We start from the raw sequence: 23,673 nt of genomic DNA, 5'->3' as shown, positions 1-23,673 counted from the left end.
GATCAGGATGGTCCTGACCGGGCTCTCTTGAGCCCGGCCCGGGCGTGGGGCACGCTGTACGGGACGCGCGGCGGCGTGGGTCCGTCGCATCGAGCTCGGCGGCGCGGATCGGAGACTCATGGCAGAGACGGGCGCGGCGCCGCGGGGTGGCGCGCGGAGGCCGCCGGTTGAAGCGCCCGGGCGACCTGCTCAACGGGTCGGCTGGTCGGCGTACGCATCGGCGCGCGACGAGGCGATCCGGCGGCTGCGCGGGCGTGTGCTGGAGATCGGCGCCGGGTACGGCGCGAACTTCGCGCATCTCTCCACCGGTGTGGAGTGGATCGGCCTGGAGCCGTCCGCGCGCCGCAGCGTGGCGCTCGCCGACAATGCCCGGCGCCACGGCCACGGCGCGGCACCCCTCGTGGCCGGGGCCGAGGCGATCCCGCTGCCGGATGCCAGCGTCGACGTCGTCCTCGCCACGACCGTCCTGTGCAGCGTGCGCGATCAGGGTCGGGTGCTCGAGGAGGCCGGTCGGGTGCTCGTGCCCGGCGGCCGCCTGCTGCTCGCGGAGCACGTGGCGGCCCCGCGCGGGACCGGCACGCGACGGCTGCAGCGGTTGGCGCGTCCGATCACGCGGCTTCTCGATCACGGCTGCGACCCCGCACGCGACACCGAGGGCGCGGTGCGTGGCAGCCTCTTCGAGGTGGAGAGGGTGCACAGATTCGCCGTTCCGGTGCTCGGCCGGCTCGCGATGCCGTTCATCGTCGTCGAGGCCGTCCGGCCGGGCTGAGCGGACGCCGGTGGTTTGGGGGTCAGCGGCGTGCGGCGTACTGCTCCCGGATGACCGGGCGCGTATCGGGGGCGGGCGAGGCCGAGAGCGTGACGGGCCACGAGGGGCGCTCGCCGGCGAGCGCCCAGGCCGCCTGCGCCGCCGCGCCGCCCGCCACGTACTCACCGGGTTCCGGCACGACGACCGGCGCATCGAACACCTGCGCCGCGATCGCCGCGACCGCGGGGTTCTGCGCCGCGCCGCCGACGAGAAGGATGCGCTCGGCTGCCACCCCGTGGGAGCGCACCGCGTCCAGGCCGTCCGCCAGCCCCGACAGCATGCCCTCGATCGCCGCGCGGGCCAGGTTCTCGCGCGTGGTGGAGGGCAGGGTCATGCCGAACAGCGTGGCGGTGGCGTCGGGCAGGTTCGGCGTGCGCTCGCCCTCGAAGTACGGCTGCAGGACGAGGCCGCCCGCCCCGGGATCGGCGGCGAGCGCCAGGCGCCCGAGCTCACCGTGGTCGACGCCGAGGAGCGCGGCGATCCGATCGAGCACCCGCGCCGCGTTCAGCGTCGCGATGAGGGGCAGGTAGCCGCCCGCCGCGTCGGCGAAGCCCGCCACGGTGCCGCTCGCATCGCGGACCGGGGCGTCGGTCACGGCGAACACGGTGCCGCTCGTGCCGATCGACACCACCACGTCGCCGCCCGAGGCGCCGAGGCCGAGGGCGGCGCCGGCGTTGTCGCCGCAGCCCGGACCGACGACGATGCCGTCGGCAAGCGATCCCGCGCCTCCCCGCACCGACTCGGACGGCCCGAGCACGCGTGGCAGCACCACGTCGAACGCGTCGCGGCGCAGGGCCAGGCTCAGCAGCTCGCGATCGTACGCCCCGGCCGACGGATCGAAGTACGCCGTGCCGCTCGCATCGGATCGATCCGTCACGAGCTCCTCGAGCACGGGCCCCAGGGGGCACTCGCCCGCCGGCCCGTAGCCTCGAAGGCGCCAGGTGAGCCAGTCGTGCGGCAGCGCGACGGCCGCCACGCGCGCCGCATTGTCCGGCTCGGCGTCGGCGAGCCAGCGCAGCTTGGTGGCCGTGAACGACGCGACGGGGACGAGCCCCGTGCGCCGGGCGAACTCCTCGGCGCCCACCTCCGCCGTGAGGTCGGTCGCCGCGGCGGCCGAGCGGGTGTCGTTCCACAGCAGGGCGGGGCGGATCACGCGCCCCTCCGCGTCGAGCGCGACCATGCCGTGCTGCTGACCGCCGACCGAGATGGCCGCGACATCGCCCAGGCCCCCCGCCTCCGCGAGCGCCGACTGCAGCGCGTCCCACCACGCCGCGGGGTCGACCTCACTGCCGTCGGGGTGAGGGGCTCGTCCCGTGCGCACGACGGCGCCGGTGGCGAGATCCCGCACGACGACCTTGCAGTTCTGCGTCGACGAGTCGACGCCCGCGACCAGCGGCATGTCAGCGCGCGCCGAGCAGGTGCTCGGTCGCCAGCTGCTGCAGGCGCACGAAGCCGAAGCCGTGGCCACCGAGGTACGCGCCGGCGTCGAAGTCCTCGAAGGCCGAGCGGTCGGCCAGGAGGTCGTCGTACGACTCGCCCTCGTTCAGGGTGGGCGTGCGCAGCTCGTCGACCTTCGCGGCCTGCAGAGCCTCCTGCACCTCGGGGTCGGCGCGGAACGCGTCGGCCCTCTCCTTGAGCAGCAGGTAGGTGCGCATGTTGGCGGAGACGGAGTCCCAGATGCCCTGCTCGTCCTCGGTGCGGCTGGGCTTGTAGTCGAAGTGGCGCGGTCCGTCGTAGGCGGGGCCGCCGGCCGGGGCGCCGTGCTCGAGGAGGTCGACGAGGGCGAAGGCGTTGTGCAGGTCGCCGTGACCGAACACGAGGTCCTGGTCGTACTTGATGCCGCGCTGACCGTTGAGGTCGATGTGGAAGAGCTTGCCGTGATACAGCGCCTGCGCGATGCCCGCCGCGAAGTTCAGGCCGGCCATCTGCTCGTGACCCACCTCCGGGTTCAGTCCCACCATCTCGGGGCGCTCGAGCGAGTTGATGAAGGCGAGCGCGTGACCCAGCGTGGGCAGCAGGATGTCGCCACGCGGCTCGTTCGGCTTCGGCTCGATGGCGAAGCGAAGGTCGTAGCCCTTGTCGACGACGTACTGGCTGAGCAGGTCGACGGCCTCCTTGTAGCGGGCGAGCGCCGCCTGGATGTCCTTGGCGGAGTCGTACTCGGCGCCCTCGCGGCCGCCCCACATGACGAAGGTCTTCGCGCCGAGCTCGGCGGCGAGATCGATGTTGCGCAGCACCTTGCGCAGCGCGAACCGGCGCACCCGGCGATCGTTCGAGGTGAAGCCGCCGTCCTTGAACACCGGCGCGCTGAAGAGGTTGGTCGTGACCATCGGCACGATCAGTCCGGTGTCGGCGAGCGCCTGCTTCAGGCGGTCGATCTGCTGCTGTCGCTCGGCATCGGTGGACCCGAAGGCGAACAGGTCGTCGTCGTGGAAGGTCAGCCCGTACGCGCCGAGCTCGGCGAGCTTCTCGACGGCGTGGACCACGTCGAGAGCGGGCCGCGTGGGGCCGCCGAACGGGTCGGTGCCGGTGTAGCCGATGGTCCAGAGTCCGAAGGAGAACCGGTCGTCCTTGGTGGGGGTGGGGGACATGGGGCGCCCGCTTTCAGCATCGTCGGTGAAATGTTGTGCAGCAGAACATATCAGGGGTCCGCCGGGGCCGCAACGGGTGCGGCGCGGCTCAGAGGCGGATCGTCGTGGGCGGGTCCGCGGCGGCGCCCAGCTCGAACTCCGCGCTCGCCGACCCGGCCGTGACGCGATACCGGCCCCGCCACCCCTCAATGCGCAGGCGCCCCGCGGCGTCGGTGCGCTGCGGGGTGGGCGAGAGCCACCACTCGCCGCGGATGAGCGCGCGCAGCCGATCGTATGCCGGCTTGCGGGTGCCGTCTGCGCGCAGCAGTCCGATCGGGGCTCCGAGCCACGCGCCGTCGTCGGTGATCCCCCAGTAGGTGATCGACGATACGGCCGGGTGCGCCGCGAGCGCGCGGTACATCCGCTCGAGCTCGTCGGCCTGTCGCTCCTCGCCCTGCGGCGTCGTCGGCCACGAGTCGACGACATAGTCGTTGAGGTCGTCGATGTGCGGCGGCATCAGCGCGCCCGAGACGAGGCTCACCTCCGTGATGTGCAGTGGCAGCCCGAAGCGGGCGAACCGGTCCGCCTTCTCACGCAGCCAGTCCTCCCCGCGGTAGCCCTGATGCATGTGCGCCTGCAGGCCGATCGCGTCGATCGCCACGCCGGCCGCGAGCGCCTCCTCGATCACCCGCTCGTAGCGGGCCGAGAGATCGAAGTCGTTGATCAGCAGCGTCGCCGACGGGTTGGCGGCGCGCGCCGTCTCGAACGCGAGCTGCACGATGCCCGTGGGTCCGAGCTCGCGCGCCAGGCGCGAGACGGCGTTGGGAACGCCGTCGGGCTCGTTGTCGAACACGGGCATGATCGCGACCTCGTTGATGGCGTCCCAGGTGTCGATGAGCCCGGCGAAGTCCGAGACCTCGCGCGCGATGCGCGCGCGAAGCAGGAGCTCCACCTCGTCGGAGGGCAGCGGATCGACCCAGGCGGCCTTCACGGTGTGCCATACGAGCGGATGGCCCTTCAGGCGCACGCCCCGCTCGACGAACCAGCGGGCCGCGGTCAGCAGGCGGGCGGTGTCGGGGCGCCCACGCTCGGGCTCGAAGCGGCCCCAGTAGAACGGCAGCGTCGCCGTGTCGAACAGTCCCAGCCAGTCCTCGGCGAGGGCCGAGAGATCGGCCTCGCCGCACGCGTGGGGAATGAGGTCGAAGCCGATATTGCCGAAACCGAACGCGTGCCGGGTCTGTTCGACGACCACGTCGTGGTGACTCAGCGGCGTGCCGTCCTCGCGGGTGACGACGAGCTCCGCGGCGCCGATGCGGGGGGAGACGGCGGTCACGTCAACGTCCCGGGGCTCCGGCCGCACCGGCCGTGGAACCGCGCACCACGAGCTCGGCGGGCAGGCGGATGTGCTCGGCCGGCCGTCCGTCGAAGATCCCGAGGAGCATGTGCACCGCCGCCGCCCCCATCTCGTGCAGCGACTGGCGCACGGTGGTCAGGGCGGGCGTGCACGAGACGGCTTCGGGGATGTCGTCGAACCCGACGACGGAGAGGTCGTCCGGGATGCGCATGCCGCGCTCGGAGGCGACCCTCATGGCCTCGATGGCGGAGAGATCGTTCGCGGCGAAGATCGCGGTGGGCGGCACGGCAAGGTCGAGCAGGGCGGCCGCCGCCGCGGTGGAGTCGGCCGTGCGATAGCCGCCGTCGGCCACGAGCACCGGATCGTACGGCAGCCCCGCGCTCTCGAGCGCCTCGCGATAGCCGCGCTCGCGCAGCTGCGCGGATTCCAGGTCGGCACGCCCGCGCAGATGCCCGATGCGGCGGTGACCCAGCGCGATGAGATGCTCGGTGGCGGCGCGCGCCCCACCGAGGTTGTCGGTGTCGACGGTGGCCGGCCCGACGGGCCCGGTGTGCGGGTCGATCGCGACGACGGGCACGCCCGACTCGGGCAGGGTCACCGTCGGCGTGACGATGATCGCGCCGTCGATCAGGGTGCCGCCGAGACGCGACAGCGACCGGCGCTCCCATCCGATGTGCTCGCCCGCCGACACGCTGCCGGCGTAGGCGAGGATGTCGTACTCCGTGCCCTGGAGCGCCGTCGAGACGCCCCGCAGCAGCTGAACCGCGAACGGCTCGAACTCGGCCACGAGCACGCCGACGACCTGCGTGCGTCGCCGCCGCATCGACGTGGCGACCAGGGAGCTTTCGTAGCCGAGCTCGCGGACGATGCCGAGCACGCGCTTGCTCGTCGCGTCGGCGATGCCGTCGCGACCGTTGATGACCTTCGACACCGTGGCGACCGATACCCCCGCCGCCCGAGCGACGTCGGTGATCGTGATCCGCCGGCCCGGTCGGGGGTCGAGTGCGTTCGCCGTCATGATCCCTCACGGTAGACCCATTCGGCGGTCACGCGGCGCCGCTCGGCACGGCGGAAACGGCGCGTCGCGCGACGCTGGACAGTGCGACGAAAACGTTATCGACAACGATTGACACCTCGATCGCGCCGGTGCCACAGTGGACGCGACACGCCTGCAGGACTCGACAACAGCGTCGAGCGGGTGCGTCGATCACTCAACGAAGAGGAGACCTGCGCATGAACGTTCGGAAGGCATGGACCGCTGCGGCGGCGGTCGTGGCCGTGGGCGCTCTCGGCCTGTCGGGCTGTGCCGGCGGCGGCACCGGCGGCGGTGACGAGGGCGGCGGCGAGATGACGATGTGGCACAACTCGACCACGGGACCCGGCAAGGAGTTCTGGGAGGAGGCGGCCGCCGCATTCACCGAGGAGAACCCGGACGTCACGATCAACGTGACGTCGGTGCAGAACGAGGACCTGGACGGCAAGCTGCAGACCGCGGTCAACTCGGGCGACATGCCCGACATCTTCCTCCAGCGCGGCGGCGGCAAGCTCGCCGACATCGTCGCGGCGGGACAGGTCAAGGACCTCACGGGCGCGATCGACGACGACGTGAGGGAGGCCCTCGGCGAGGGGTCCTTCAACGCCTTCACGCTCGACGGCAAGGTCTACGCGGTGCCGACCGCGGTGCTGCCGGGCGGCATCTTCTACAGCAAGGACCTGTTCGCGCAGGCCGGGATCACCGAGACGCCGACCACGATCGACGAACTCGGCGAGGCGGTCGACAAGCTCAAGGCCGCCGGCATTCAGCCGATCGCGCTGGGCGCCAAGGCCGCATGGCCCGCCGCGCACTGGTACTACTTCTTCGCCCTGCGCGCCTGCGGTGAGGAGACGATCTCGAACCTCACGACCAACCCGGACTTCACCGACGAGTGCTGGCTCGAGGCGGCGCAGAACCTCGAGGAGTTCGCGGCGACCGAGCCCTTCCACGAGGGCTTCCTCACGACCGACCCGCAGGAGGGCGCGAACTCCTCGGCGGGCCTCATCGCCAACCACCAGGCGGCCATGGAGCTCATGGGCGCCTGGAACGTGGGCGTGATCGCGAGCCTGACCCCCGACGAGCAGCCGCTGCCCGATCTCGGCTGGTTCCCCTTCCCGGCCGTCGACGGCGGCGCGGGCGATCCGACCGCGATGATGGGCGGCGTCGACGGCTACTCGTGCTCGGTCAACTCGCCGCCGGCCTGCGAGGAGTTCCTCAACTTCATCTCGAGCAAGGAGTGGCAGGAGAAGTACGCCGAGGCATACCAGACGATCCCCGCATCGTCCGAGGCGCTCGGAGCCGTCACCGACCCGTCGTTGCAGCCGCTCATGGAGGCGTACAGCGACGCGGCCTACGTCACGCTGTGGCTCGACACGGCGCTCGGCCAGAATGTCGGCAACGCGCTCAACACGGGCGTCGTCGACATGCTGGCCGGCCAGGGCGACGCTCAGAAGCTCGTCGACGGCGTCGTCTCGGCGGCCGAGCGAGGCTGATCTCCCGTCATGACCGACACCCAGGCACCGCGCATCGCGACCGTGCCTGAGAGGATCGCCGACACCGGGGCGGGCTCCACCCCCGCCCCGGTGTCGGGCTCGCGCAGGCCGCGGCGGGCCGACTGGCGCAAGCGCGGCGAGATCGCGCTCCTCTCCGGGCCGGCGCTCATCGTCTTCCTCGGCTTCGTCATCTTCCCGGTGGTGATGGCCGCCTTCTACGGCTTCTTCAAGTGGAACGGCTTCGGCTGGCCCACCGAGTTCGTCGGCCTGCGCAACTACGTCCTCATCTGGGAGGACGAGACCTTCCGTGCCGCGGTCGGGCACAACTTCGCGATCGTGATCCTGTCGCTGCTGCTGCAGGGGCCGCTCGCGATCCTGTTCGCCCTGCTGCTGAACCAGAGGATGAAGGGCCGCTCGCTCATCCGCGTGCTCATCTTCGTGCCGTACGTGATCTCCGAGGTCGTGGTCGGCACCGGCTGGAGCCTCATGATGCAGGACACCGGGGCCGTCAACTCGCTCCTGGCGAAGATGGGCCTCGAGGGGCTCCGGCAGTCGTGGATCGCGGACCCCGACGTGGCGATCTGGACCCTGATGCTGATCATCTCGTGGAAGTACATCGGCTTCGCCGTGATCCTCATGCTCGCCGGCATGCAATCGATCCCCGAGGAGCTGTACGAGGCGGCCGCCATCGACGGCGCCGGGTTCTGGAAGACGCAGTGGAGCATCACGCTGCCGCTGCTGGGCCCGACCATCCGGATCTGGGCCTTCCTGTCGATCATCGGGTCGCTGCAGCTGTTCGACCTCGTCAACATCATCTGGGGCCAGTACGTGGCGGCGACCGCGGGCACGTCGACGATGGCCACGTACATGTACCAGAACGGCCACCTCGCCGGGAACTACGGGTTCGGAAACGCCGTCGCGGTGATGCTGTTCCTCATCTCGCTCGTGGTCGCGCTCGTGTACCAGCGTTTCGTGCTGCGGCGCGACACGGCGGGCGCGCTCACCGACGGCGGAAAGGCGGAGCGATGACCGCGACGTCCGTGGCGATCCAGGCGATCGGCCGCAACAGGCGCCCCCGGGCGCCGCGCGAGAAGTGGGGAAACCCCTGGGTGTACCTGCTGGCGGTGATCCTGATCACCATCTGCATCACGCCGGTGCTGTACATCATCGTCGGCGGCTTCCGCACCAACTCCCAGATCACGCAGGACCCGTCCGGCTGGCCCGCCCCGTGGCAGCTCGCGAACTACGGCGAGGTGCTCTCCGGACCCGAGTTCTGGACGGCGGCGTGGAACTCCACCCTCGTCGGCCTCGGCACCACGGTGGGCGCCGTCGCTCTCGGCGTGATGGCGAGCTACGTGATCGCCCGGTACGACTTCGCGGGCAAGGGCGTCATGTACGCCGTCTTCGCGGCGGGCCTGATGTTCCCCGTGACCGTGGCGATCACTCCGCTGTACCTGCTCGTGCGCAATCTGGGCCTCGTCAACAGCCTGGGCGGGGTCATCCTGCCGCAGATCGCGTTCGCGCTGCCGACGACCATCATCATCCTCGTGCCGTTCCTGCGGGCGATCCCGAAGGAGCTCGAGGAGGCCGCGTCGATCGACGGGACCGGCCGCCTCGGGTTCTTCTGGCGGATGGTCGTGCCGCTGAGCCTGCCCGGTGTGGTGACCGTCGGCATCCTGGCGTTCGTGGGCTCGTGGAACGGGTACATGCTGCCGCTGTTCATCCTCACCGACAGCTCACTGTTCACGCTGCCGCTGGGGGTGCAGAACTTCGCGTCGCAGTACTCCGTCGACACGGCTCGCGTGCTCGCCTACACCTCGCTGTCGATGCTGCCCGCGCTCGTCTTCTTCAGCCTGTTCGAGCGCCGCATCGTCGGCGGCCTCACCGGGGCGGTGAAGGGATGACGTCGGCCACGCCCGCGCAGACCACCGAGGCGGCCGCACCCGCGGCGCAGACGAAGGAGAACGACGTGACCGACGCGACGACGATCGCCGCCATCCCCGCTCTGCCGCGCGCCTCGAAGCGCGTGCGCGACCTGCTCTCGCGCATGACCCTGGAGGAGAAGGCGGCGCAGCTGGTGGGCTACTGGATCGATCAGGGCGGCGAGGTGGTCGCGCCGATGGCCGATGAGATGAGCACCGCGAAGGACGGCCGCGCGCTGGCCGACATCACGCACGACGGCATCGGCCACTACACGCGCGTCTACGGCACCCGCCCGGTCGAGCCGGAGGAGCGCGCTGCGTGGTTGTGGCGGGAGCAGCGGCGGCTGAAGCACGAGACGCGGCTCGGGATACCGGCGATCGTGCACGAGGAGTGCCTCACGGGGCTCGCGGCGTGGAAGGCCGCGACGTTCCCCACGCCGCTCGCGTGGGGTGCCTCGTTCGACCCGGAGCTCGTCGCCGAGATGGGCGAGGCCGTGGGCGCATCGATGCGCGAGCTGGGCATCCATCAGGGCCTGGCCCCCGTGCTCGACGTCGTGCGCGACCCGCGCTGGGGACGCGTCGATGAGTGCATCGCCGAGGATCCCTACGTCGTCGGCACGATCGGCACCGCCTACGTCCGCGGGCTGCAGTCCGCGGGGGTGCACGCCACCCTGAAACACTTCCTCGGATACTCGGGATCGCGCGGGGGGCGCAACCACGCGCCCGTGCACGCCGGGCCGCGAGAGGTTGCCGACATCTTCCTCCCGCCGTTCGAGATGGCCATCCGCGACGGCGGGGCGCGATCGGTCATGAACAGCTACGCGGAGATCGACGGGGTGCCCGTCGCCTCCGATCCCGCCCTGCTCACCTCGCTGCTGAGGGGGAAGCTCGGCTTCGACGGCGTGGTGGTTGCTGACTACTTCTCCGTCGGTTTCCTCGAGGTGATGCACGGCGTGGCCGCCGACCGCGGCGAGGCCGGGGAGCTCGCGCTCCGCGCCGGCATCGACGTGGAGCTCCCCACGGGCGACGCGTACCTGGCACCGCTCGTGGAGCGCGTCCGCGCCGGGCTGCTCGACGAGGCGTACCTCGACCGGGCGGTGCTGCGCGTGCTGTCGCAGAAGGAGGAGCTGGGGCTGCTCGAGCCCGGCGCGTTCGAGGACGCCCCGCCCGACGTCGTGGACCTCGACGGCCCCCGGCATCGCGACATCGCGCGCCGGCTGGCCGCCGAGTCGATCGTGCTGCTGTCCAACGACGGCGTGCTGCCCCTGGCATCGTCGGCCCAGCGGATCGCGCTGCTGGGGCCGAATGCCGACCGCGCGGACGCGTTGCAGGGCTGCTACTCCTTCGCGAACCACGTGCTCGCGCACCACCCGGGCCACGACATCGGCATCGAGATCCCCACCGTGCGCGCGGCGCTGGAAGAGGCGCTGCCCGGTGCCGAGATCACGTACGCGCGCGGGTGCGATGTGGAGGGCGAGGATCGGTCGGGCCTCGCGGAGGCCGTCGCCGCCGCTGCGGCGGCCGACGTGGCCGTCGTGGTGGTAGGTGACCAGGCCGGGCTGTTCGGGCGGGGCACCGTCGGCGAAGGCAACGACGTCGAGTCGCTCGATCTGCCCGGCGTGCAGCGCGAGCTCGTCGAGCGCGTCGCGGCAACGGGCACCCGGGTGGCGGTCGTCGTCCTCACGGGGCGCCCCTACGACCTGTCGTGGGCCCTCGACGCGCCGGGCGCCGAGGGGCCGGGCGCGGTGCTCCAGGCGTTCTTCCCCGGGGAGGAGGGCGGCCGCGCGATCGCCTCGATCCTCGTGGGCGAGACCGCGCCGTCGGGCCGGCTGCCGGTGAGCCTGCCCCGCTCGGCCGGGGCCCAGCCCTACGGCTATCTGCGGCCGGTGCTGGGCGGCCCGTCCGACGTCACCTCGACCGACTCGACCCCCGTACGACCGTTCGGGTTCGGCCTGTCCTACACGACGTTCGCGTACGACGACCTCGAGGTCGACGGGTCCGCCCCGACCGGCGGGCGCTTCACGGCCCGCGTCACCGTGACGAACACCGGCGATCGGCCGGGGGTCGACGTGGTGCAGCTGTACGGGCGCGACGTGGCCGCCTCCGTCACGCGTCCCGTCGCGCAACTGCTGGGATACGCCCGCGTGGCCCTGGAGCCGGGTCAGTCGCGCCGCGTCGCGTTCGAGGTGCCGGTGCCGCGCTTCGCCTTCACGGGGCGCGACCTGCGGCGCGTGGTCGAGCCGGGCGCCGTCGAGGTGTGGGTCGGCTCGCACGCCGAGGCGTCGCCGCGCGCGACCCGGGCGCAGGAGTCCACGGGAGGCGTCATCGCGAACAGCCGGGCGCAGCCGGCCCGGGACGTCCCGGGCGAGGCGACCCCGCGCGCGACCGTCACGCTCACGGGACCGGTGCACGCGGTGGGCCCGGAGGAGCCGCGCATGGTCGCGGTGACGGTGCACTGATCCGCCCGTCGGGGCGCGCCGCCGCGACACCTCCCTCCCGCCCACGGCGCCGCGGGCGCCCGCGTGTGCCGATATCGTGACGGAGACAACAAACCGGGAGGGACGAGGGGGCGCATGGGCGAGCGGACAACGAGCCTGGAGGGGGTGCGCCGCGCCAACCTGGGCGAGGTGCTGCGGCTCGTGCACCACGAGGGCCCCCGCTCGCGCGCCATGCTCACCGCGGAGACGGGCCTGAACCGTTCGACGGTGTCGGACCTTGTCACGGCCCTCACCGGCGCGGGTCTCGTCGAGGAGCGCGATCCCGACCCGACGCGCCGGGTGGGGCGGCCGTCGCCCATCGTCGCCCCCCGCGAGGACGTCGTCGCGATCGCCGTCAACCCCGAGGTGGACGCGCTCGAAGTCGGGGCCGTCGCGCTCGGCGGGCGCGTGGGGGAGCGCGTGCGCGAGGAGGCGAGGGGTGTCGTGGACGTCGACGACGTGGTGGCGGCCGTCGCGCGGATCGTCCGTTCGTGGCGCGCGGGCGCGCTCCGGGGCGCGCGGATCGTCGGCATCGGCGTGGCCGTGCCGGGCCTCGTTCGCGCGGCCGACGGGATGGTGCGTCTCGCGCCCCACCTCGAGTGGCGCGAGACCGACATCTCCGGGCGCCTGGGCGCCGCCACGGGTCTGCCCGTCGCGGTCGGCAACGACGCCTCGCTCGCCGCGCGCGCCGAGCGGCTGTTCGGGGCCGCGCGCGACCACGGCGACATCGTCTACCTCAACGGCGGCGCCTCGGGCATCGGCGGCGGCGTGATCATGCGGGGCATGACGATGGGCGGCGCCGACGGCTACGCGGGGGAGTGGGGTCAGAGCCGGCCGAGCGTCCCCCATGCCGCGGACCGGCGCGTGCCCCACGGCGTGCTCGAGGACGAGGTGAACCGCGCCCGGCTGCTCGCGGTCGCGGGCCTCGACGCCGTCGACGACGAGACCCTCGCCCGGGCGCTGGCCACGTCCGACGACCCCGCAGTCGAGGCCGAGATCGAGCGACAGCGCCGCGTGCTCGCCGCGACGCTGGCCAACGCCATCAACGTGCTCAATCCTTCGGTGATCGTCCTCGGCGGGTTTCTCGCCACCCTGCACGAGCGCGACCCGTCCGGCCTGCTCGGTGCCGTGCGGGCTCAGGCGCTCGCGGCCCCCGCCGAGCGCGTGGAGATCCGCGCGGCCGCGCTCGGCGCCGACCGACTGCTCATCGGCGCCGCCGAGGCGGCGTTCGAGCCGCTGCTGGCCGACCCGCTCGCCTGAACGCGCGTCAGCGCGGGAGGGCCGTGAGCGACCAGGCCGCCGAGGCTGCCGCGCCCGGCTCGAGGGTGAAGACGCCGTTGCCGCCGACGCCGCGGTCGAACAGGTTGAAGCCGTCGTTCGCGTTCGTCGCCGGTTCCAGCGCGAAGTAGTCCTTTTCCGGGGGCGCGAAGAGGATGCGCTGCGTGTACAGCGGGTCTGCCTCGTGCACGATGTCCAGACGCTCGTAGCGGATCAACGAGGCCCCGTCCGTCAGGCCGGTGAGGTCGTCGTCGATGTGCTCGCCGCCGAGCGTGCGCAGCTCGCGGAAGTCCACGCGCGGCTCGACCGACACCGGGGCGTCGTGCGGGATACACTCGTCCAGCTCGAACATCTCGGCGGCGGGAATGCGCACGCGCACCTCCTCCGCATCGCCGTCCATGCGGCGCACGAAGTACGGGTGGTGGCCGAAGCCGGCCGGCACCTCCTCCTCCGCCTCGTTGCGCAGCAGGGTGTCGACGACCAGGCGGTCGTCGCGCAGCTCGTAGGTCAGCTCCGCCGAGAAGCGCCACGGCCAGGTGTGCGGCGGCACACCCTGCGAATCGAAGCTCAGACGCAGGCGATGCGGCGAGCGCTCGAGCACCGTCCAGGCGTGGTTCATCGCGACACCGTGCAGCGCGTTGCGGTCGTCCTCGTTGCGGTCCAGCTCCCAGGTCACGCCCGCGAACGTGAACCGGCCTCCCGCGATGCGGTTCGACCAGGGGATCAGCGGGTAGCAGGCCGTCGCCGACGCGCCCGCATTCTCCGGATCGGCGGTGGGACGCAGCACGTCGCGCCACCGCCCGTCGTGGCGGACCTGCCCGAAGGCCACCGATGCGCCCGTGTGCGGCAGGACACCCACGCGCCAGTGCTCGTTCTCCAGCACGACGATCGAATCCTCGGTCACGTCGCTCCCTTCCGGCACCGGCTGCCCTGCGCGGTCCTCGTGGTCCATCCTCGCGCACGCCGCGGCGCCGTGGCTACGCTGAGGCGCATGCCCCGCAGCCGGCCGCCCTCGATGAACGATGTCGCGGCGGTCGCCGGCGTGTCGCACCAGACCGTGTCGCGGGTGCTGAACGGCCACGCGTACGTGCGCGGCGAGACGCGCGAGCGCGTGCTGGCCGCGATCGAGACGCTCGGATACCGCCGCAACCAGGCCGCCCGGGCTCTCGTGACCGCGCGCACCGGCGTGCTCGGGGTGATGACGGCGGGCACCACGCAGTTCGGCATCGCCAGCGCGGTGCTCGCGATCGAGCGCGCCGCGCGCGCCGCCGGCTACTTCGTCTCCCTGGCCTCGCTCGCCTCGCCCGGTGCGGGCGCCGCGGCGGACGTGCTGGACCGGCTGATGGACCAGGGCGTGGACGGCGTCGTCGTGATCGCGCCGACCCGCGAGGTGGCGCGCCTCATCGACGGAATCGACCTGCCCGTTCCCGTCGTCGTCGTCGCCGCGCGGGACGACGTGACCGATCGCGGGGCGGCGCGGTACGTGTCGATCGACCAGCGTGCCGGTGCGGCTGCGGCCACGCGGCACCTGCTCGCGCTCGGGCACGAGCGCGTCGCGCACGTGCAGGGCGAGGACGACTGGTTCGACGCGATCGAGCGCGCGCGGGGGTATGCCGACATGATGCGCGCGTCGGGGGGAGGGCCGCTCATCGTGCGCGCCGGCGGATGGAGCGCCCGGCAGGGGCACGCCGCGGGCGCGCGGCTCGTGGAGGAGGTCCGCCGGGGGGTCACCGCCGTCTTCTGCGCGAACGACTACCTCGCCATCGGGGCGGTGCACGCGCTCGCCGAGTCGGGGTTGCGGGTGCCCGATGACGTCTCCGTCGTGGGTTTCGACGACATCGACGGATCCGCGCACCTCCTGCCGCCCCTCACCACCGTGCGGCAGCCGTTCGCACGCCTGGGCGACGAGGTGCTCCGCGCGATCGAGGGCGCCGAGGCGCCCCTCGTGACGGTCGCCCCGGAGCTGGTGGTCCGCGCCAGCACCGCGCAGCCGCGGCGGAACACGCCCCCGGGTTCCCCCGACGCTGTGTGAGCGCTAACATATGCCGGGCGGGCATCGATGACGGATGCACACGAGACGGAAGCGACGCGATGACGCAGCACACCATCACCACGGCGCACGAGGCCATCCGCGAGGGCCGCGCGTCACTGGGCATCGAACTGGGGTCCACGCGCATCAAGGCGTGCCTCGTGGACGACGAGGGCCGTACCCTCGCGTCCGGGCATCACTCGTGGGACAACGAGCTGGCCGACGGCTTGTGGACCTACCGCCTCGAGGACGCGCGGGCGGGGCTGCGCGCCGCCTACGCGGCCCTCGCCGCCGACGTCGAGCGGGCCTACGGCGAGCGCATCGAGCGGCTGGCCGCGGTGGGCGTGTCGGCCATGATGCACGGGTATCTCGCCTTCGACGCCGAAGGCGAGCTCCTCGTGCCCTTCCGCACGTGGCGCAACGTCAACACCACGCGCGCCGCCGGCATCCTCTCCGATGCCCTCGGTGTCAACATCCCGCTGCGCTGGTCGATCGCCCACCTCCACCAGGCCGTGCTGGACGGCGAGGAGCACGTCGGGCGCATCGCGCACATCACGACCCTCGCCGGGTACGTGCACGAGCTGCTCACCGGCGAGCGCGTGCTGGGCGTCGGCGACGCCTCCGGCATGTTCCCCCTCGATCCCGAGACGGGCGACTACGACGTCGCGATGCTCCATACCGCCGATGAGCTGCTGGCCCAGGCCGGTGCGTCGCACCTGCGGCTGACCGACGTGCTGCCGCCCATCCGACGCGCCGGCGAAGCGGCAGGCACCCTCACCGACGAGGGCGCGGCGCTGCTCGATGCCACCGGCGCGTTGCGGGGTGGCGCGGTCGCGGCGCCGCCCGAGGGCGACGCCGGCACCGGCATGGTCGCCACGAACGCCGTCGCGCCCCGCACCGGCAACGTCAGCGTCGGCACGAGCATCTTCGCGATGGTCGTGCTCGAGCGGCGGCTCGCGAGCCGCCATGCCGATATCGACATCGTGGCCACGCCGTCGGGCGTGCCCGTCGCGATGGTGCACTGCAACAACGGCGTGAGCGAACTGGGCGAGTGGGCCGGCGTCTTCCACGAGTTCGCCGGCCGCATCGGATCCGCCGCGACGCGCGACGAGGTGTTCGAGGCACTGCTTTCCGGCGCTCTGGAGACCGGAACCGACGAGGGGATCCTCGCCTACAACCACCTCTCGGGGGAGCCCATCGCCGGGCTCGACGAGGGCCGCCCGATGATCGTGCGCACCCCCGGTTCGCGGCTCTCGCTGCCCGGCGTGATGCGCGCGCAGGTCCGCGGGGCCTTCGCAACGCTCAGCCTCGGCATGCGGACGCTGGCCGACGAGGGTGTGCGCATCGACGAGATCGCCGCGCACGGCGGCATGTTCCGTACCAAGGGGGTCGCGCAGCGCCTGCTCGCGGCGGCCCTGGGAGCGCCGGTGGTCGTCTCGGATTCGGCGGGAGAGGGCGGCGCGTGGGGCATGGCCCTGCTCGCGGCCTACGCCGCCGAGGCTCACGCCCGCGGCGAGGCGACCCCGCTGCCCGAGTGGCTGGCCGCCCGCATCTTCCGCGAGAACGCCGCTTCGAGGGTGGAGCCGGCGTCCGAGGACGTGGCCGACCACGAGGCGTTCCTGGCCCGCTGGGAGGCGGGCCTCGCCGCCGAGCGCGCCGCTGCCGCGGCCATCCGCTGAAAGGGAGAACGAGATGCCCGCCGTGAACGAGGTGCCCGCAGGCATGCGTGCCGCCGTCGACGCCGCCAAGGAGAAGGTCGCCCGGCTGCACGCCGAGCTGATCCGCTGGGAGCTGGTCGTGTGGACGGCCGGCAACGTCTCCGAGCGGGTGAAGGGCGTGGACGGTGCCCCCGACCTGCTCGTGATCAAGCCGTCCGGTGTGTCGTACGACGAGCTCGATGCCGACGCGATGGTCGTCACCGACCTCGCCGGTGAGCTCGTCGAGGGCACGCGCAACCCGTCGTCCGACACGGCCGCGCACGCGTACGTCTACGCGCACATGCCGGAGGTGGGCGGCGTGGTGCACACGCACTCGACGTATGCGACGGCGTGGGCCGCGCGCGGCGAGGAGATCCCGTGCGTGCTCACCATGATGGGCGACGAGTTCGGTGGGCCGATCCCCGTGGGCCCGCTGGCGATCATCGGCGACGACTCCATCGGCCGCGGCATCGTCGAGACGCTCTCGGGCCACCGCTCGCGGGCCGTGCTCATGCGCAACCACGGCCCCTTCACGATCGGCGGGGACGCGAAGGACGCGGTCAAGGCGGCCGTCCTCCTCGAGGAGGTCGCCCGCACCGTGCACATCTCGCGGCAGCTCGGCGAGCCCGTCGCGATCCCCCCGCAGATCGTCGACTCGCTCTTCGACCGCTACCAGAACGTCTACGGCCAGCGCTGAGGCGCGGGCACACGAAGGAGAATCGCATGACCAAGCCCTACGCCGACCGCGAGGTCTGGTTCCTCACCGGAAGCCAGGGCCTCTACGGGGAGGAGACGCTGCGGCAGGTGGCCGAGCAGTCGCGCGAGGTTGCGGCGACGCTCGACGGGCACGAGGTGATCCCGGCGCGTATCGTCTGGAAGCCCGTGCTCACCGACTCGAACGCCATCCGGCGGGCCATGCTGGAGGCGAACGCCGACGACACGGTCCTCGGCGTCGTCACGTGGATGCACACGTTCAGCCCGGCCAAGATGTGGATCGCGGGCCTCGAGGAGCTGCGTAAGCCGCTGCTGCATCTGCACACGCAGGCGAACGTCGCGCTGCCGTGGGACACCATCGACTTCGACTTCATGAACCTGAACCAGGCCGCGCACGGCGACCGCGAGTTCGGGTACATCCAGAGCCGCCTCGGCGTGCCCCGCAAGACGGTCGTGGGTCACGCGAGCGATGCGCGGGTCGCGGCCGAGGTGGCCACCTGGATCCGCGCCGCCGCAGGGCTCGACGCCGCGCGCGGCATGAAGGTCGCGCGGTTCGGCGACAACATGCGCTTCGTCGCCGTCACGGAGGGTGACAAGACCGAGGCCGAGATCCGCCTCGGTGTGCAGGTGAACACGTGGGGCGTGAACGAGCTGGTCGCGCGCGTGGAGGCGGTCTCCGACGATGATGTCGACGCGCTCGTCGCCGAGTACGAGCGGCTGTACGACGTCGCGGACGAGCTGAGGCAGGGCGGAGCACGGCACCAGTCGCTGCGTGACGCGGCGGCCATCGAGGCGGGACTGAGGGCGTTCCTCACCGAGGGCGGCTTCCACGCCTTCACCGACAGCTTCGAGGACCTGGGCGCGCTGAAGCAGCTGCCCGGCATCGCCGTGCAGCGCCTCATGGCCGAGGGCTACGGCTTCGGCGCGGAAGGCGACTGGAAGACCGCCGTGCTCGTGCGCGTCGCGGCCGTGATGGGTGCCGGGCTGCCCGGCGGGGCCAGCCTCATGGAGGACTACACCTACGACCTCACTCCGGGCCAGGAGCTCATCCTCGGAGCACACATGCTCGAGGTGTCGCCGTCGCTCACGACGGAGCGCGCGCGGGCGGAGATCCACCCGCTCGGCATCGGTGGCAAGGAGGACCCCGTGCGCCTCGTGTTCACGGCCGACCCCGGCCCCGCCGTCGTCGTAGCGCTCAGCGACATGCGCACGCGCTTCCGCCTCACGGCGAACGTCGTCGAGAACGTCGCGGCTCCCGACCTGCCCCGCCTGCCGGTCGGGCGCGCGGTGTGGCGCCCGCAGCCCGATCTGCCCACGAGCGCCGCGTGCTGGATGGCGGCCGGCGCCGCCCACCACACGGTCATGACCACGGCGGTCGGGATCGAGGCCTTCCGCGACTTCGCGCAGATGGCCGGCATCGAACTGCTCGTCATCGACGAGAACACCACCACCGCGGGGTTCCACAACGAGCTGAAGTGGAACCAGGTCTACCACCACCTCGCCGACGGCATGTGACATGTCCGCGGCCGAGGCCAACTGGGCGGGGAACATCGCGTACCGGGCGCAGCGCGTGCTGCGCCCGGTGTCGCTGGACGAGCTGAGGGACGCGCTCGCCGGCAGCCCACGCGCGCGCGTCCTCGGCACGCGTCACTCGTTCAACGACATCGCCGACACCGACGGGGTGCAGATCTCGCTCGCGCACATGCCGCGCGAGATCGAGACGCTTCCCGACGCCGTGCGGGTGTCGGCGGCCCTGCGCTACGGCGACCTCGCGCCGGCGATCCATGCGAGGGGCCTCGCGCTGGCGAACCTGGCGTCGCTGCCGCACATCTCGGTCGCGGGATCGGTGGCCACCGGCACGCACGGCTCCGGTGACGCCCTGCGGAGCCTTTCGGCATCCGTGCGGGCGCTGACGCTCATGACCGCCGACGGCGAGATCGTGTCGGTGCGGCGAGGGGACGCCGATTTCGCGGGCGCGGTGGTCTCGCTCGGCGCGCTCGGGGTCGTCACGAGCCTCGAGCTGGATGCCGAACCGTCGTACCGCGTCGCGCAGGAGGTGTTCGAGGGGCCGCGCTGGGATGACGTCCTGGCGCGATTCGACGAGGTCACTGCGCTCGGCGACAGCGTGAGCCTGTTCACGACGTGGTCCGATGCCGATGTCGCGCGGCAGCTGTGGGTGAAGCGGCGTGTGCCCGCGACCGGCCTCGCGCCCGTGGATCCGGACCTCATCGCGGCGGTCGGCGCGGTGCCGGCCGCCGGCCCGCGCCACCCCGTGCCAGGGGTCGATGCGGCCGCGTGCAGCGTGCAGGGCGGCGAGCCCGGCCCCTGGTTCGAGCGGTTGCCGCACTTCCGGCTGGAGTTCACACCCTCCGCGGGCGACGAGCTGCAGAGCGAGTTCCTCGTGGCGCGCGCCGACGGGGCGGCCGCGATCGAGGCGCTCCGAGCGATCGCGCGCGATCTGGCCCCGGCCCTGCACGTGAGCGAGGTGCGCACGGTGGCCGCGGACGATCTGTGGTTGAGCCCGTCGGGCGGACGGGACTCGGTGGCGCTGCACTTCACGTGGAAGCGCGACGTCGCCGCGGCCCGCGAGGCCGTCGCGACGGTCGAGCGGGTGCTCGCCCCGTTCGGCGCGCGCCCCCACTGGGGCAAGATCTTCGGCATGGCACCGGAGCGCATCGCCGCGCTCTACCCGCGCTGGGCGGATTTCCGGGCCCTCAGGGAGCGGATGGACCCGCGGGGCGTCTTCCGCAACGCGTTCGTGGCGCGGCTCGGCCTCTGAGCCCCGGGCCCGCCGACGCAAGACGGTGGCGCGCGCACGGGGCCGCGACCACCGGCGGGCGGTAACGGCTCACCGCAGCGGCGCGCGCTGGGTGATGCGGGTGACGATCTCGCTCGTGGAATGGGCGGGGATGAAGTCGAGGATCCGAACCGCACCTCCGTAGGCGCGCACGACGGCGGTCTCCTCGAGCATCTCGGGCACGTAGTCGCCGCCCTTGGCGTAGATATCGGGGCGCAGATCCGCGAGCAGGGCGGAGGGGGAGTCCTCGCGGAAGACCGTGACGTAGTCCACGCTCTCGAGGGCCTCCAGCACCCGCGCCCGGTCCTCCACCGGGTTGACCGGGCGGCCGGGGCCCTTCAGCCGTCGCACCGAGGCGTCGTCGTTGAGCGCGACGACGAGCACGTCGCCGAGCTGCTTCGCCTGCCGCAGGTGCGCGGTGTGGCCGAGGTGCAGCAGGTCGAAGCAGCCGTTGGTGAAGACGATCGTGTGGCCGCGCTCACGCTCGCGGCGCAGGGCGGCCCGCAACGCATCGTGGTTCAGGGTTCCCGGCACGGCGGTCGAGGCCGCCGGCTGCAGGTCGCCGAGCGCGCACACGGCCGTGCCCGGGCGCGACACGACGACGTCGGCGGCCCGCTGCGCGAAGTCCACGGCCTCCGCGGGGGCCGCACCCACCGCCAGAGCCACCGTCGCGGCGGCCACGAATGTGTCGCCCGCGCCGGTGGCCTGGTGCTCGGGCGCGGGACGAGCGCGCGTGCGATGCGTGGCCTCGCCGGTGCCATCGGGTCGCCGCTCGAGCAGGACCGTCCCGTCGCGGTCCAGCGTCACGACGGCCCGGTCGGCGCCCGCCGCCTCGAGCAGTTCCGTCGCCGCCCCCGCGACCGCATCGGCGCGAGCCGGGCCCTCGGGCAGCGCCCGCCCCAGCAGGGTCGCCGCCTCGCCCGCGTTGGGCGTGACGAGGTCGGGTCGCAGCGGCGCCCACCGCGCCACATCGTGTGCATCGACGACGATGCGGGTGTCGGGACGGCGCGCCGCGAGCTGCCTCGCGAACTCCTCGTCGAGCAGACCGCCGTCGTAGTCGCAGATGACGAGCGTCTCGCCGGGTTCCGGTGCGATCGCCGCGAGGAGCCGGTCGCCGCCGGCAGGGCCAGGCCGGGCGCGGTCCACCCGCACGAGGATCTGGTCATCGCCGACCACGCGCGTCTTGGACGCGGTCGGACGCGCGCCATCGACGAGCAGATCCCCCGTCTCCACGCCGGCCGCCGCCAGGCGATCGCGCAGCGCTGCGCCCTCCGCGTCCTCGCCGATCGCGGCGACGAGGCGCACGCGCGCGCCGAGAGCCGCCAGGTTGGCCGCCGTGTTCCCCGCCCCGCCGGGACAGTCCACCTGCTCGGCCTCCTGCACCACCGGCACCGGGGCCTCCCGGCTCAGCCGCCGCACACCGCCGCGCAGCCATCGGTCGAGGATGACATCGCCCACCACGAGCACGCGCGGCGCCGCGTCGCCGACGCGCCGGGCGATCCCGCTCACGTCCGTCATGCCGTGCCCGTACCCGATCCGACCGCGCGTCACACCTCTGCGCGCGATCTCGCCTCGGAACGTTTGCGAGCCCGCGCGGCGGGGAACAGGTCCGGGGACACGAGAGACGGACCGCGACAGGGGGCGCGACGTGAGGACGACGCGGATGCGGGAGGGAGCGCCGCCGAACGCGGGCCGATTCGACGAGGTGCTGAAGATCGCCGTGCTGCGCGGTGGCGGACTGGGCGACCTGCTGTTCACCATGCCCGCGCTGGACGCGCTGGCCGACGCGTATCCGGAGGCCGAGATCGTGCTGCTCGGCACGCCCCTGCATGCGGAGCTGCTGCGCGACCGCCCGGGGCCGGTCTCCCGCGTGGAGCTGCTGCCGCGCGCCCGCGGCGTGTACGGGGGCGAGCACGAGGACGATCCGCGCGGCACCGGGGCGTTCATGCGCCGGATGCGCGCCGAGGCGTTCGACCTGGCGTGCCAGATGCACGGCGGCGGTCGCTACTCAAACCCCTTCCTGCTCGCGCTCGGGGCCCGCCACACCGTGGGCACGGCGACCGCCGACGCGGCGCCCCTCGAGCGCACCCTGCCGTACGTCTACTACCAGCACGAGGTGGTCCGCTGGGTCGAGACGGCCGCGCTCGCCGGCGCTCCCTCGGTCGGCCCGGAGCCCACCGTCGCGGTGACGCCGGGGGAGCGGCGGCGGGGCCGGGCGCTCACGGGTGCCGGGCCGGAACCGCTCGTCGTCATCCATCCCGGTGCGACGGATCCGCGCCGGCGGTGGCCGGCCGAACGCTTCACGGACCTCGCGCTGCGATGCGCCGCCGACGGCATGCGCGTCGTCCTCGTCGGCGAGGGCGACGACGCCGCCCTCGCCGACGCGATCGCGCGGCACGCGTCGCGCGCGGCGGGGGACGCGGTGGTGTCGCTTGCCGGCCGCCTCACGCTGGGCGACCTGGCGGGCGTGCTCGCGGTCGCCGACATCTGCGTGGGCAACGACAGCGGCCCCCGTCACCTGGCGCAGGCGGTGGGCACACCGACCGCGAGCATCTACTGGGTCGGGAACCTCATCAACGCGGGCCCGCTCACGCGTGCCTCGCATCGCGTGCAGCTGTCGTGGACGACGCACTGCCCGGTGTGCGGGCGGGACGCGACCCAGGTCGGCTGGACCGCGCCCCGCTGCGAGCACGACGAGTCGTTCGTCGCCGATGTGTCCGTCGACGCCGTCTACGACGATGTGCGGGCGCTCCTCGAGGGAGCGCCCGCGGCGCCCGTCACGGCCACGACGGCTCCTCTTCGGGGCACATGACGAGCTCGCGGATCTCGACGCCCGCGGGCTGACGCAGCGCGAACACGATCGCATCTGCCACGTGAGCGGGATCGATCAGCGCGGCGTCGGGGCCCGGCTTGTACTGCTCGTCGCGGCCGTCGAAGAACCGCGTGCGCATGCCGGCGGGAAACACCGTCGTCACGCCCAGCTGCCCCTTCGTCTCGGCCGCGAGGGAACGCGAGAACCCGAGCACGCCGAACTTCGACGCCGTGTAGGCCGTGGCGTCGCCGAAGGCGCGCAGCGCGAGCGACGACGCGATCGTCACCACGCGGCCATGCGAGGCCTTGAGGGCGGGCAGCGCGGCGCGCACGACGGCCGCCGTGCCGAGCAGGTTGACGGCCACGATGCGCTCCCACGCGTCGCCGGGCAGCCCGTCGAGCGGGGCCGGCCGATCCACGCCGGCGGCGGTGACGACGGCGTTCAGGCCCCCGAATCGCTCGGCGAGCTCGGTGACGAGCGCCTCCGTGGCGCGCGTGTCGGAGACGTCGGCCGCGAAGGCATCGGGCACCTCGGCACCCGACACGTCGAGGTCGAGGACGAGCGGCCGTCCGCCGGCGTCGCGCACGGCGCGCGCGACGGCGGCGCCGAGTCCCGACGCCCCTCCGGTGACGATGACGTTTCCAAGGCTGCGGTCAGCGGTCATGATTCTCCTTCGCTGTCGGGAGGTC

At 72.9% G+C, this 23,673-nt stretch carries 19 protein-coding genes; 12 read left to right on the top strand and 7 right to left on the bottom strand.

Annotation, left to right across the window (positions count from 1 at the left end; translation table 11 throughout):
• Window positions 1-118 precede the first annotated feature (118 nt).
• The gene (locus N8N77_RS05015; RefSeq protein WP_261165120.1) at window positions 119-769 is read left to right on the top strand and encodes a class I SAM-dependent methyltransferase; all 651 of its coding nucleotides are present in this window, start codon (window positions 119-121) and stop codon (window positions 767-769) included.
• Window positions 770-791: 22 nt separating this feature from the next.
• On the opposite strand, the gene xylB is transcribed toward N8N77_RS05015, so the two are convergent.
• From xylB to N8N77_RS04995, 4 genes are all read right to left on the bottom strand, one after another.
• Complete coding sequence (gene xylB, locus N8N77_RS05010; protein WP_261165118.1) at window positions 792-2,207, bottom strand: xylulokinase; 1,416 nt, start codon at window positions 2,205-2,207, stop codon at window positions 792-794.
• A gap of 1 nt (window position 2,208) precedes the next feature.
• On the bottom strand, window positions 2,209-3,399 hold the full coding sequence (gene xylA / locus N8N77_RS05005) for a xylose isomerase (RefSeq protein WP_261165117.1): 1,191 nt from the start codon (window positions 3,397-3,399) through the stop codon (window positions 2,209-2,211).
• An 88-nt stretch (window positions 3,400-3,487) separates the two neighbouring features.
• Window positions 3,488-4,711 carry an endo-1,4-beta-xylanase gene (locus N8N77_RS05000; protein WP_261165116.1) on the bottom strand — a complete coding sequence of 408 codons (1,224 nt, stop codon included), beginning with the start codon at window positions 4,709-4,711 and terminating at the stop codon, window positions 3,488-3,490.
• A gap of 1 nt (window position 4,712) precedes the next feature.
• Window positions 4,713-5,750, bottom strand: a complete 1,038-nt coding sequence (locus N8N77_RS04995) for a LacI family DNA-binding transcriptional regulator (protein ID WP_261165115.1) — start codon at window positions 5,748-5,750, stop codon at window positions 4,713-4,715.
• Window positions 5,751-5,965: 215 nt separating this feature from the next.
• Here N8N77_RS04995 and N8N77_RS04990 point away from each other — a divergent pair, with 215 nt between their 5' ends.
• The 5 genes from N8N77_RS04990 (at window position 5,966) to N8N77_RS04970 (ending at window position 12,917) form a co-directional block, all read left to right on the top strand.
• The gene (locus N8N77_RS04990; RefSeq protein ID WP_261165113.1) at window positions 5,966-7,258 is read left to right on the top strand and encodes an extracellular solute-binding protein; all 1,293 of its coding nucleotides are present in this window, start codon (window positions 5,966-5,968) and stop codon (window positions 7,256-7,258) included.
• Between the two features lie 9 nt (window positions 7,259-7,267).
• Window positions 7,268-8,287, top strand: a complete 1,020-nt coding sequence (locus N8N77_RS04985) for a carbohydrate ABC transporter permease (RefSeq protein ID WP_261165111.1) — start codon at window positions 7,268-7,270, stop codon at window positions 8,285-8,287.
• Window positions 8,284-9,162, top strand: coding sequence for a carbohydrate ABC transporter permease (locus tag N8N77_RS04980; protein ID WP_261165109.1), 879 nt, complete (start codon window positions 8,284-8,286; stop codon window positions 9,160-9,162). The genes N8N77_RS04985 and N8N77_RS04980 overlap by 4 nt, the downstream gene beginning before the upstream one ends.
• Window positions 9,159-11,639, top strand: coding sequence for a glycoside hydrolase family 3 N-terminal domain-containing protein (locus N8N77_RS04975; protein WP_396652782.1), 2,481 nt, complete (start codon window positions 9,159-9,161; stop codon window positions 11,637-11,639). Before N8N77_RS04980 ends, N8N77_RS04975 begins: the two co-directional genes overlap by 4 nt.
• A 114-nt stretch (window positions 11,640-11,753) precedes the next feature.
• On the top strand, window positions 11,754-12,917 hold the full coding sequence (locus tag N8N77_RS04970; protein ID WP_261165108.1) for an ROK family transcriptional regulator: 1,164 nt from the start codon (window positions 11,754-11,756) through the stop codon (window positions 12,915-12,917).
• Window positions 12,918-12,924: 7 nt separating this feature from the next.
• On the opposite strand, the gene N8N77_RS04965 is transcribed toward N8N77_RS04970, so the two are convergent.
• A complete protein-coding gene (locus N8N77_RS04965) occupies window positions 12,925-13,839 on the bottom strand; it encodes an aldose epimerase (RefSeq protein ID WP_261165107.1) in 915 nt (304 codons plus the stop codon).
• Between the two features lie 87 nt (window positions 13,840-13,926).
• Between N8N77_RS04965 and N8N77_RS04960 the strand changes: the two genes are divergently transcribed.
• Genes N8N77_RS04960 through N8N77_RS04940 form a run of 5 tightly spaced genes read left to right on the top strand, consistent with a single transcriptional unit; the run spans window position 13,927 to window position 20,154 of the window.
• Window positions 13,927-14,967, top strand: coding sequence for a LacI family DNA-binding transcriptional regulator (locus N8N77_RS04960; protein ID WP_261165106.1), 1,041 nt, complete (start codon window positions 13,927-13,929; stop codon window positions 14,965-14,967).
• 59 nt (window positions 14,968-15,026) lie between these two features.
• Window positions 15,027-16,643, top strand: coding sequence for an FGGY-family carbohydrate kinase (locus N8N77_RS04955; RefSeq protein WP_261165105.1), 1,617 nt, complete (start codon window positions 15,027-15,029; stop codon window positions 16,641-16,643).
• 13 nt (window positions 16,644-16,656) lie between these two features.
• Window positions 16,657-17,358: an L-ribulose-5-phosphate 4-epimerase gene (locus N8N77_RS04950; RefSeq protein ID WP_261165104.1), complete on the top strand. Its 702-nt coding sequence runs from the start codon at window positions 16,657-16,659 to the stop codon at window positions 17,356-17,358.
• A gap of 26 nt (window positions 17,359-17,384) precedes the next feature.
• Window positions 17,385-18,890 (top strand): L-arabinose isomerase, encoded by a 1,506-nt coding sequence (araA, locus tag N8N77_RS04945; RefSeq protein ID WP_261165102.1) that lies wholly within the window; start codon window positions 17,385-17,387, stop codon window positions 18,888-18,890.
• A 1-nt stretch (window position 18,891) separates the two neighbouring features.
• Window positions 18,892-20,154 carry a D-arabinono-1,4-lactone oxidase gene (locus N8N77_RS04940; protein ID WP_261165100.1) on the top strand — a complete coding sequence of 421 codons (1,263 nt, stop codon included), beginning with the start codon at window positions 18,892-18,894 and terminating at the stop codon, window positions 20,152-20,154.
• A 69-nt stretch (window positions 20,155-20,223) separates the two neighbouring features.
• On the opposite strand, the gene rfaE2 is transcribed toward N8N77_RS04940, so the two are convergent.
• A complete protein-coding gene (gene rfaE2 / locus N8N77_RS04935; protein ID WP_261165098.1) occupies window positions 20,224-21,690 on the bottom strand; it encodes a D-glycero-beta-D-manno-heptose 1-phosphate adenylyltransferase in 1,467 nt (488 codons plus the stop codon).
• 130 nt (window positions 21,691-21,820) lie between these two features.
• Between rfaE2 and N8N77_RS04930 the strand changes: the two genes are divergently transcribed.
• Window positions 21,821-22,984 carry a glycosyltransferase family 9 protein gene (locus N8N77_RS04930; protein ID WP_314732510.1) on the top strand — a complete coding sequence of 388 codons (1,164 nt, stop codon included), beginning with the start codon at window positions 21,821-21,823 and terminating at the stop codon, window positions 22,982-22,984.
• Here the strand turns inward: N8N77_RS04930 and N8N77_RS04925 are convergent.
• Window positions 22,950-23,648 (bottom strand): SDR family oxidoreductase, encoded by a 699-nt coding sequence (locus tag N8N77_RS04925; protein WP_261165097.1) that lies wholly within the window; start codon window positions 23,646-23,648, stop codon window positions 22,950-22,952. The two genes, N8N77_RS04930 and N8N77_RS04925, sit on opposite strands and share 35 nt — an antisense overlap.
• Between the last annotated feature and the right edge of the window lie 25 nt (window positions 23,649-23,673).

It is taken from the genome of Microbacterium sp. Marseille-Q6965, assembly GCF_946151065.1.
Lineage (GTDB): Bacteria > Actinomycetota > Actinomycetes > Actinomycetales > Microbacteriaceae > Microbacterium.
This window is presented reverse-complemented; position numbering and strand designations above follow the sequence as displayed.

Coding starts and splice junctions, on each gene's coding strand:
- N8N77_RS05015 (WP_261165120.1), top strand. CDS start 119: ATGGCAGAGACGGGCGCGGCGCCGCGGGGTGGCGCGCGGAGGCCGCCG.
- xylB (WP_261165118.1), bottom strand. CDS start 2,207: ATGCCGCTGGTCGCGGGCGTCGACTCGTCGACGCAGAACTGCAAGGTC.
- xylA (WP_261165117.1), bottom strand. CDS start 3,399: ATGTCCCCCACCCCCACCAAGGACGACCGGTTCTCCTTCGGACTCTGG.
- N8N77_RS04995 (WP_261165115.1), bottom strand. CDS start 5,750: ATGACGGCGAACGCACTCGACCCCCGACCGGGCCGGCGGATCACGATC.
- N8N77_RS04990 (WP_261165113.1), top strand. CDS start 5,966: ATGAACGTTCGGAAGGCATGGACCGCTGCGGCGGCGGTCGTGGCCGTG.
- N8N77_RS04985 (WP_261165111.1), top strand. CDS start 7,268: ATGACCGACACCCAGGCACCGCGCATCGCGACCGTGCCTGAGAGGATC.
- N8N77_RS04980 (WP_261165109.1), top strand. CDS start 8,284: ATGACCGCGACGTCCGTGGCGATCCAGGCGATCGGCCGCAACAGGCGC.
- N8N77_RS04975 (WP_396652782.1), top strand. CDS start 9,159: ATGACGTCGGCCACGCCCGCGCAGACCACCGAGGCGGCCGCACCCGCG.
- N8N77_RS04970 (WP_261165108.1), top strand. CDS start 11,754: ATGGGCGAGCGGACAACGAGCCTGGAGGGGGTGCGCCGCGCCAACCTG.
- N8N77_RS04960 (WP_261165106.1), top strand. CDS start 13,927: ATGCCCCGCAGCCGGCCGCCCTCGATGAACGATGTCGCGGCGGTCGCC.
- N8N77_RS04955 (WP_261165105.1), top strand. CDS start 15,027: ATGACGCAGCACACCATCACCACGGCGCACGAGGCCATCCGCGAGGGC.
- N8N77_RS04950 (WP_261165104.1), top strand. CDS start 16,657: ATGCCCGCCGTGAACGAGGTGCCCGCAGGCATGCGTGCCGCCGTCGAC.
- araA (WP_261165102.1), top strand. CDS start 17,385: ATGACCAAGCCCTACGCCGACCGCGAGGTCTGGTTCCTCACCGGAAGC.
- N8N77_RS04940 (WP_261165100.1), top strand. CDS start 18,892: ATGTCCGCGGCCGAGGCCAACTGGGCGGGGAACATCGCGTACCGGGCG.
- rfaE2 (WP_261165098.1), bottom strand. CDS start 21,690: ATGACGGACGTGAGCGGGATCGCCCGGCGCGTCGGCGACGCGGCGCCG.
- N8N77_RS04925 (WP_261165097.1), bottom strand. CDS start 23,648: ATGACCGCTGACCGCAGCCTTGGAAACGTCATCGTCACCGGAGGGGCG.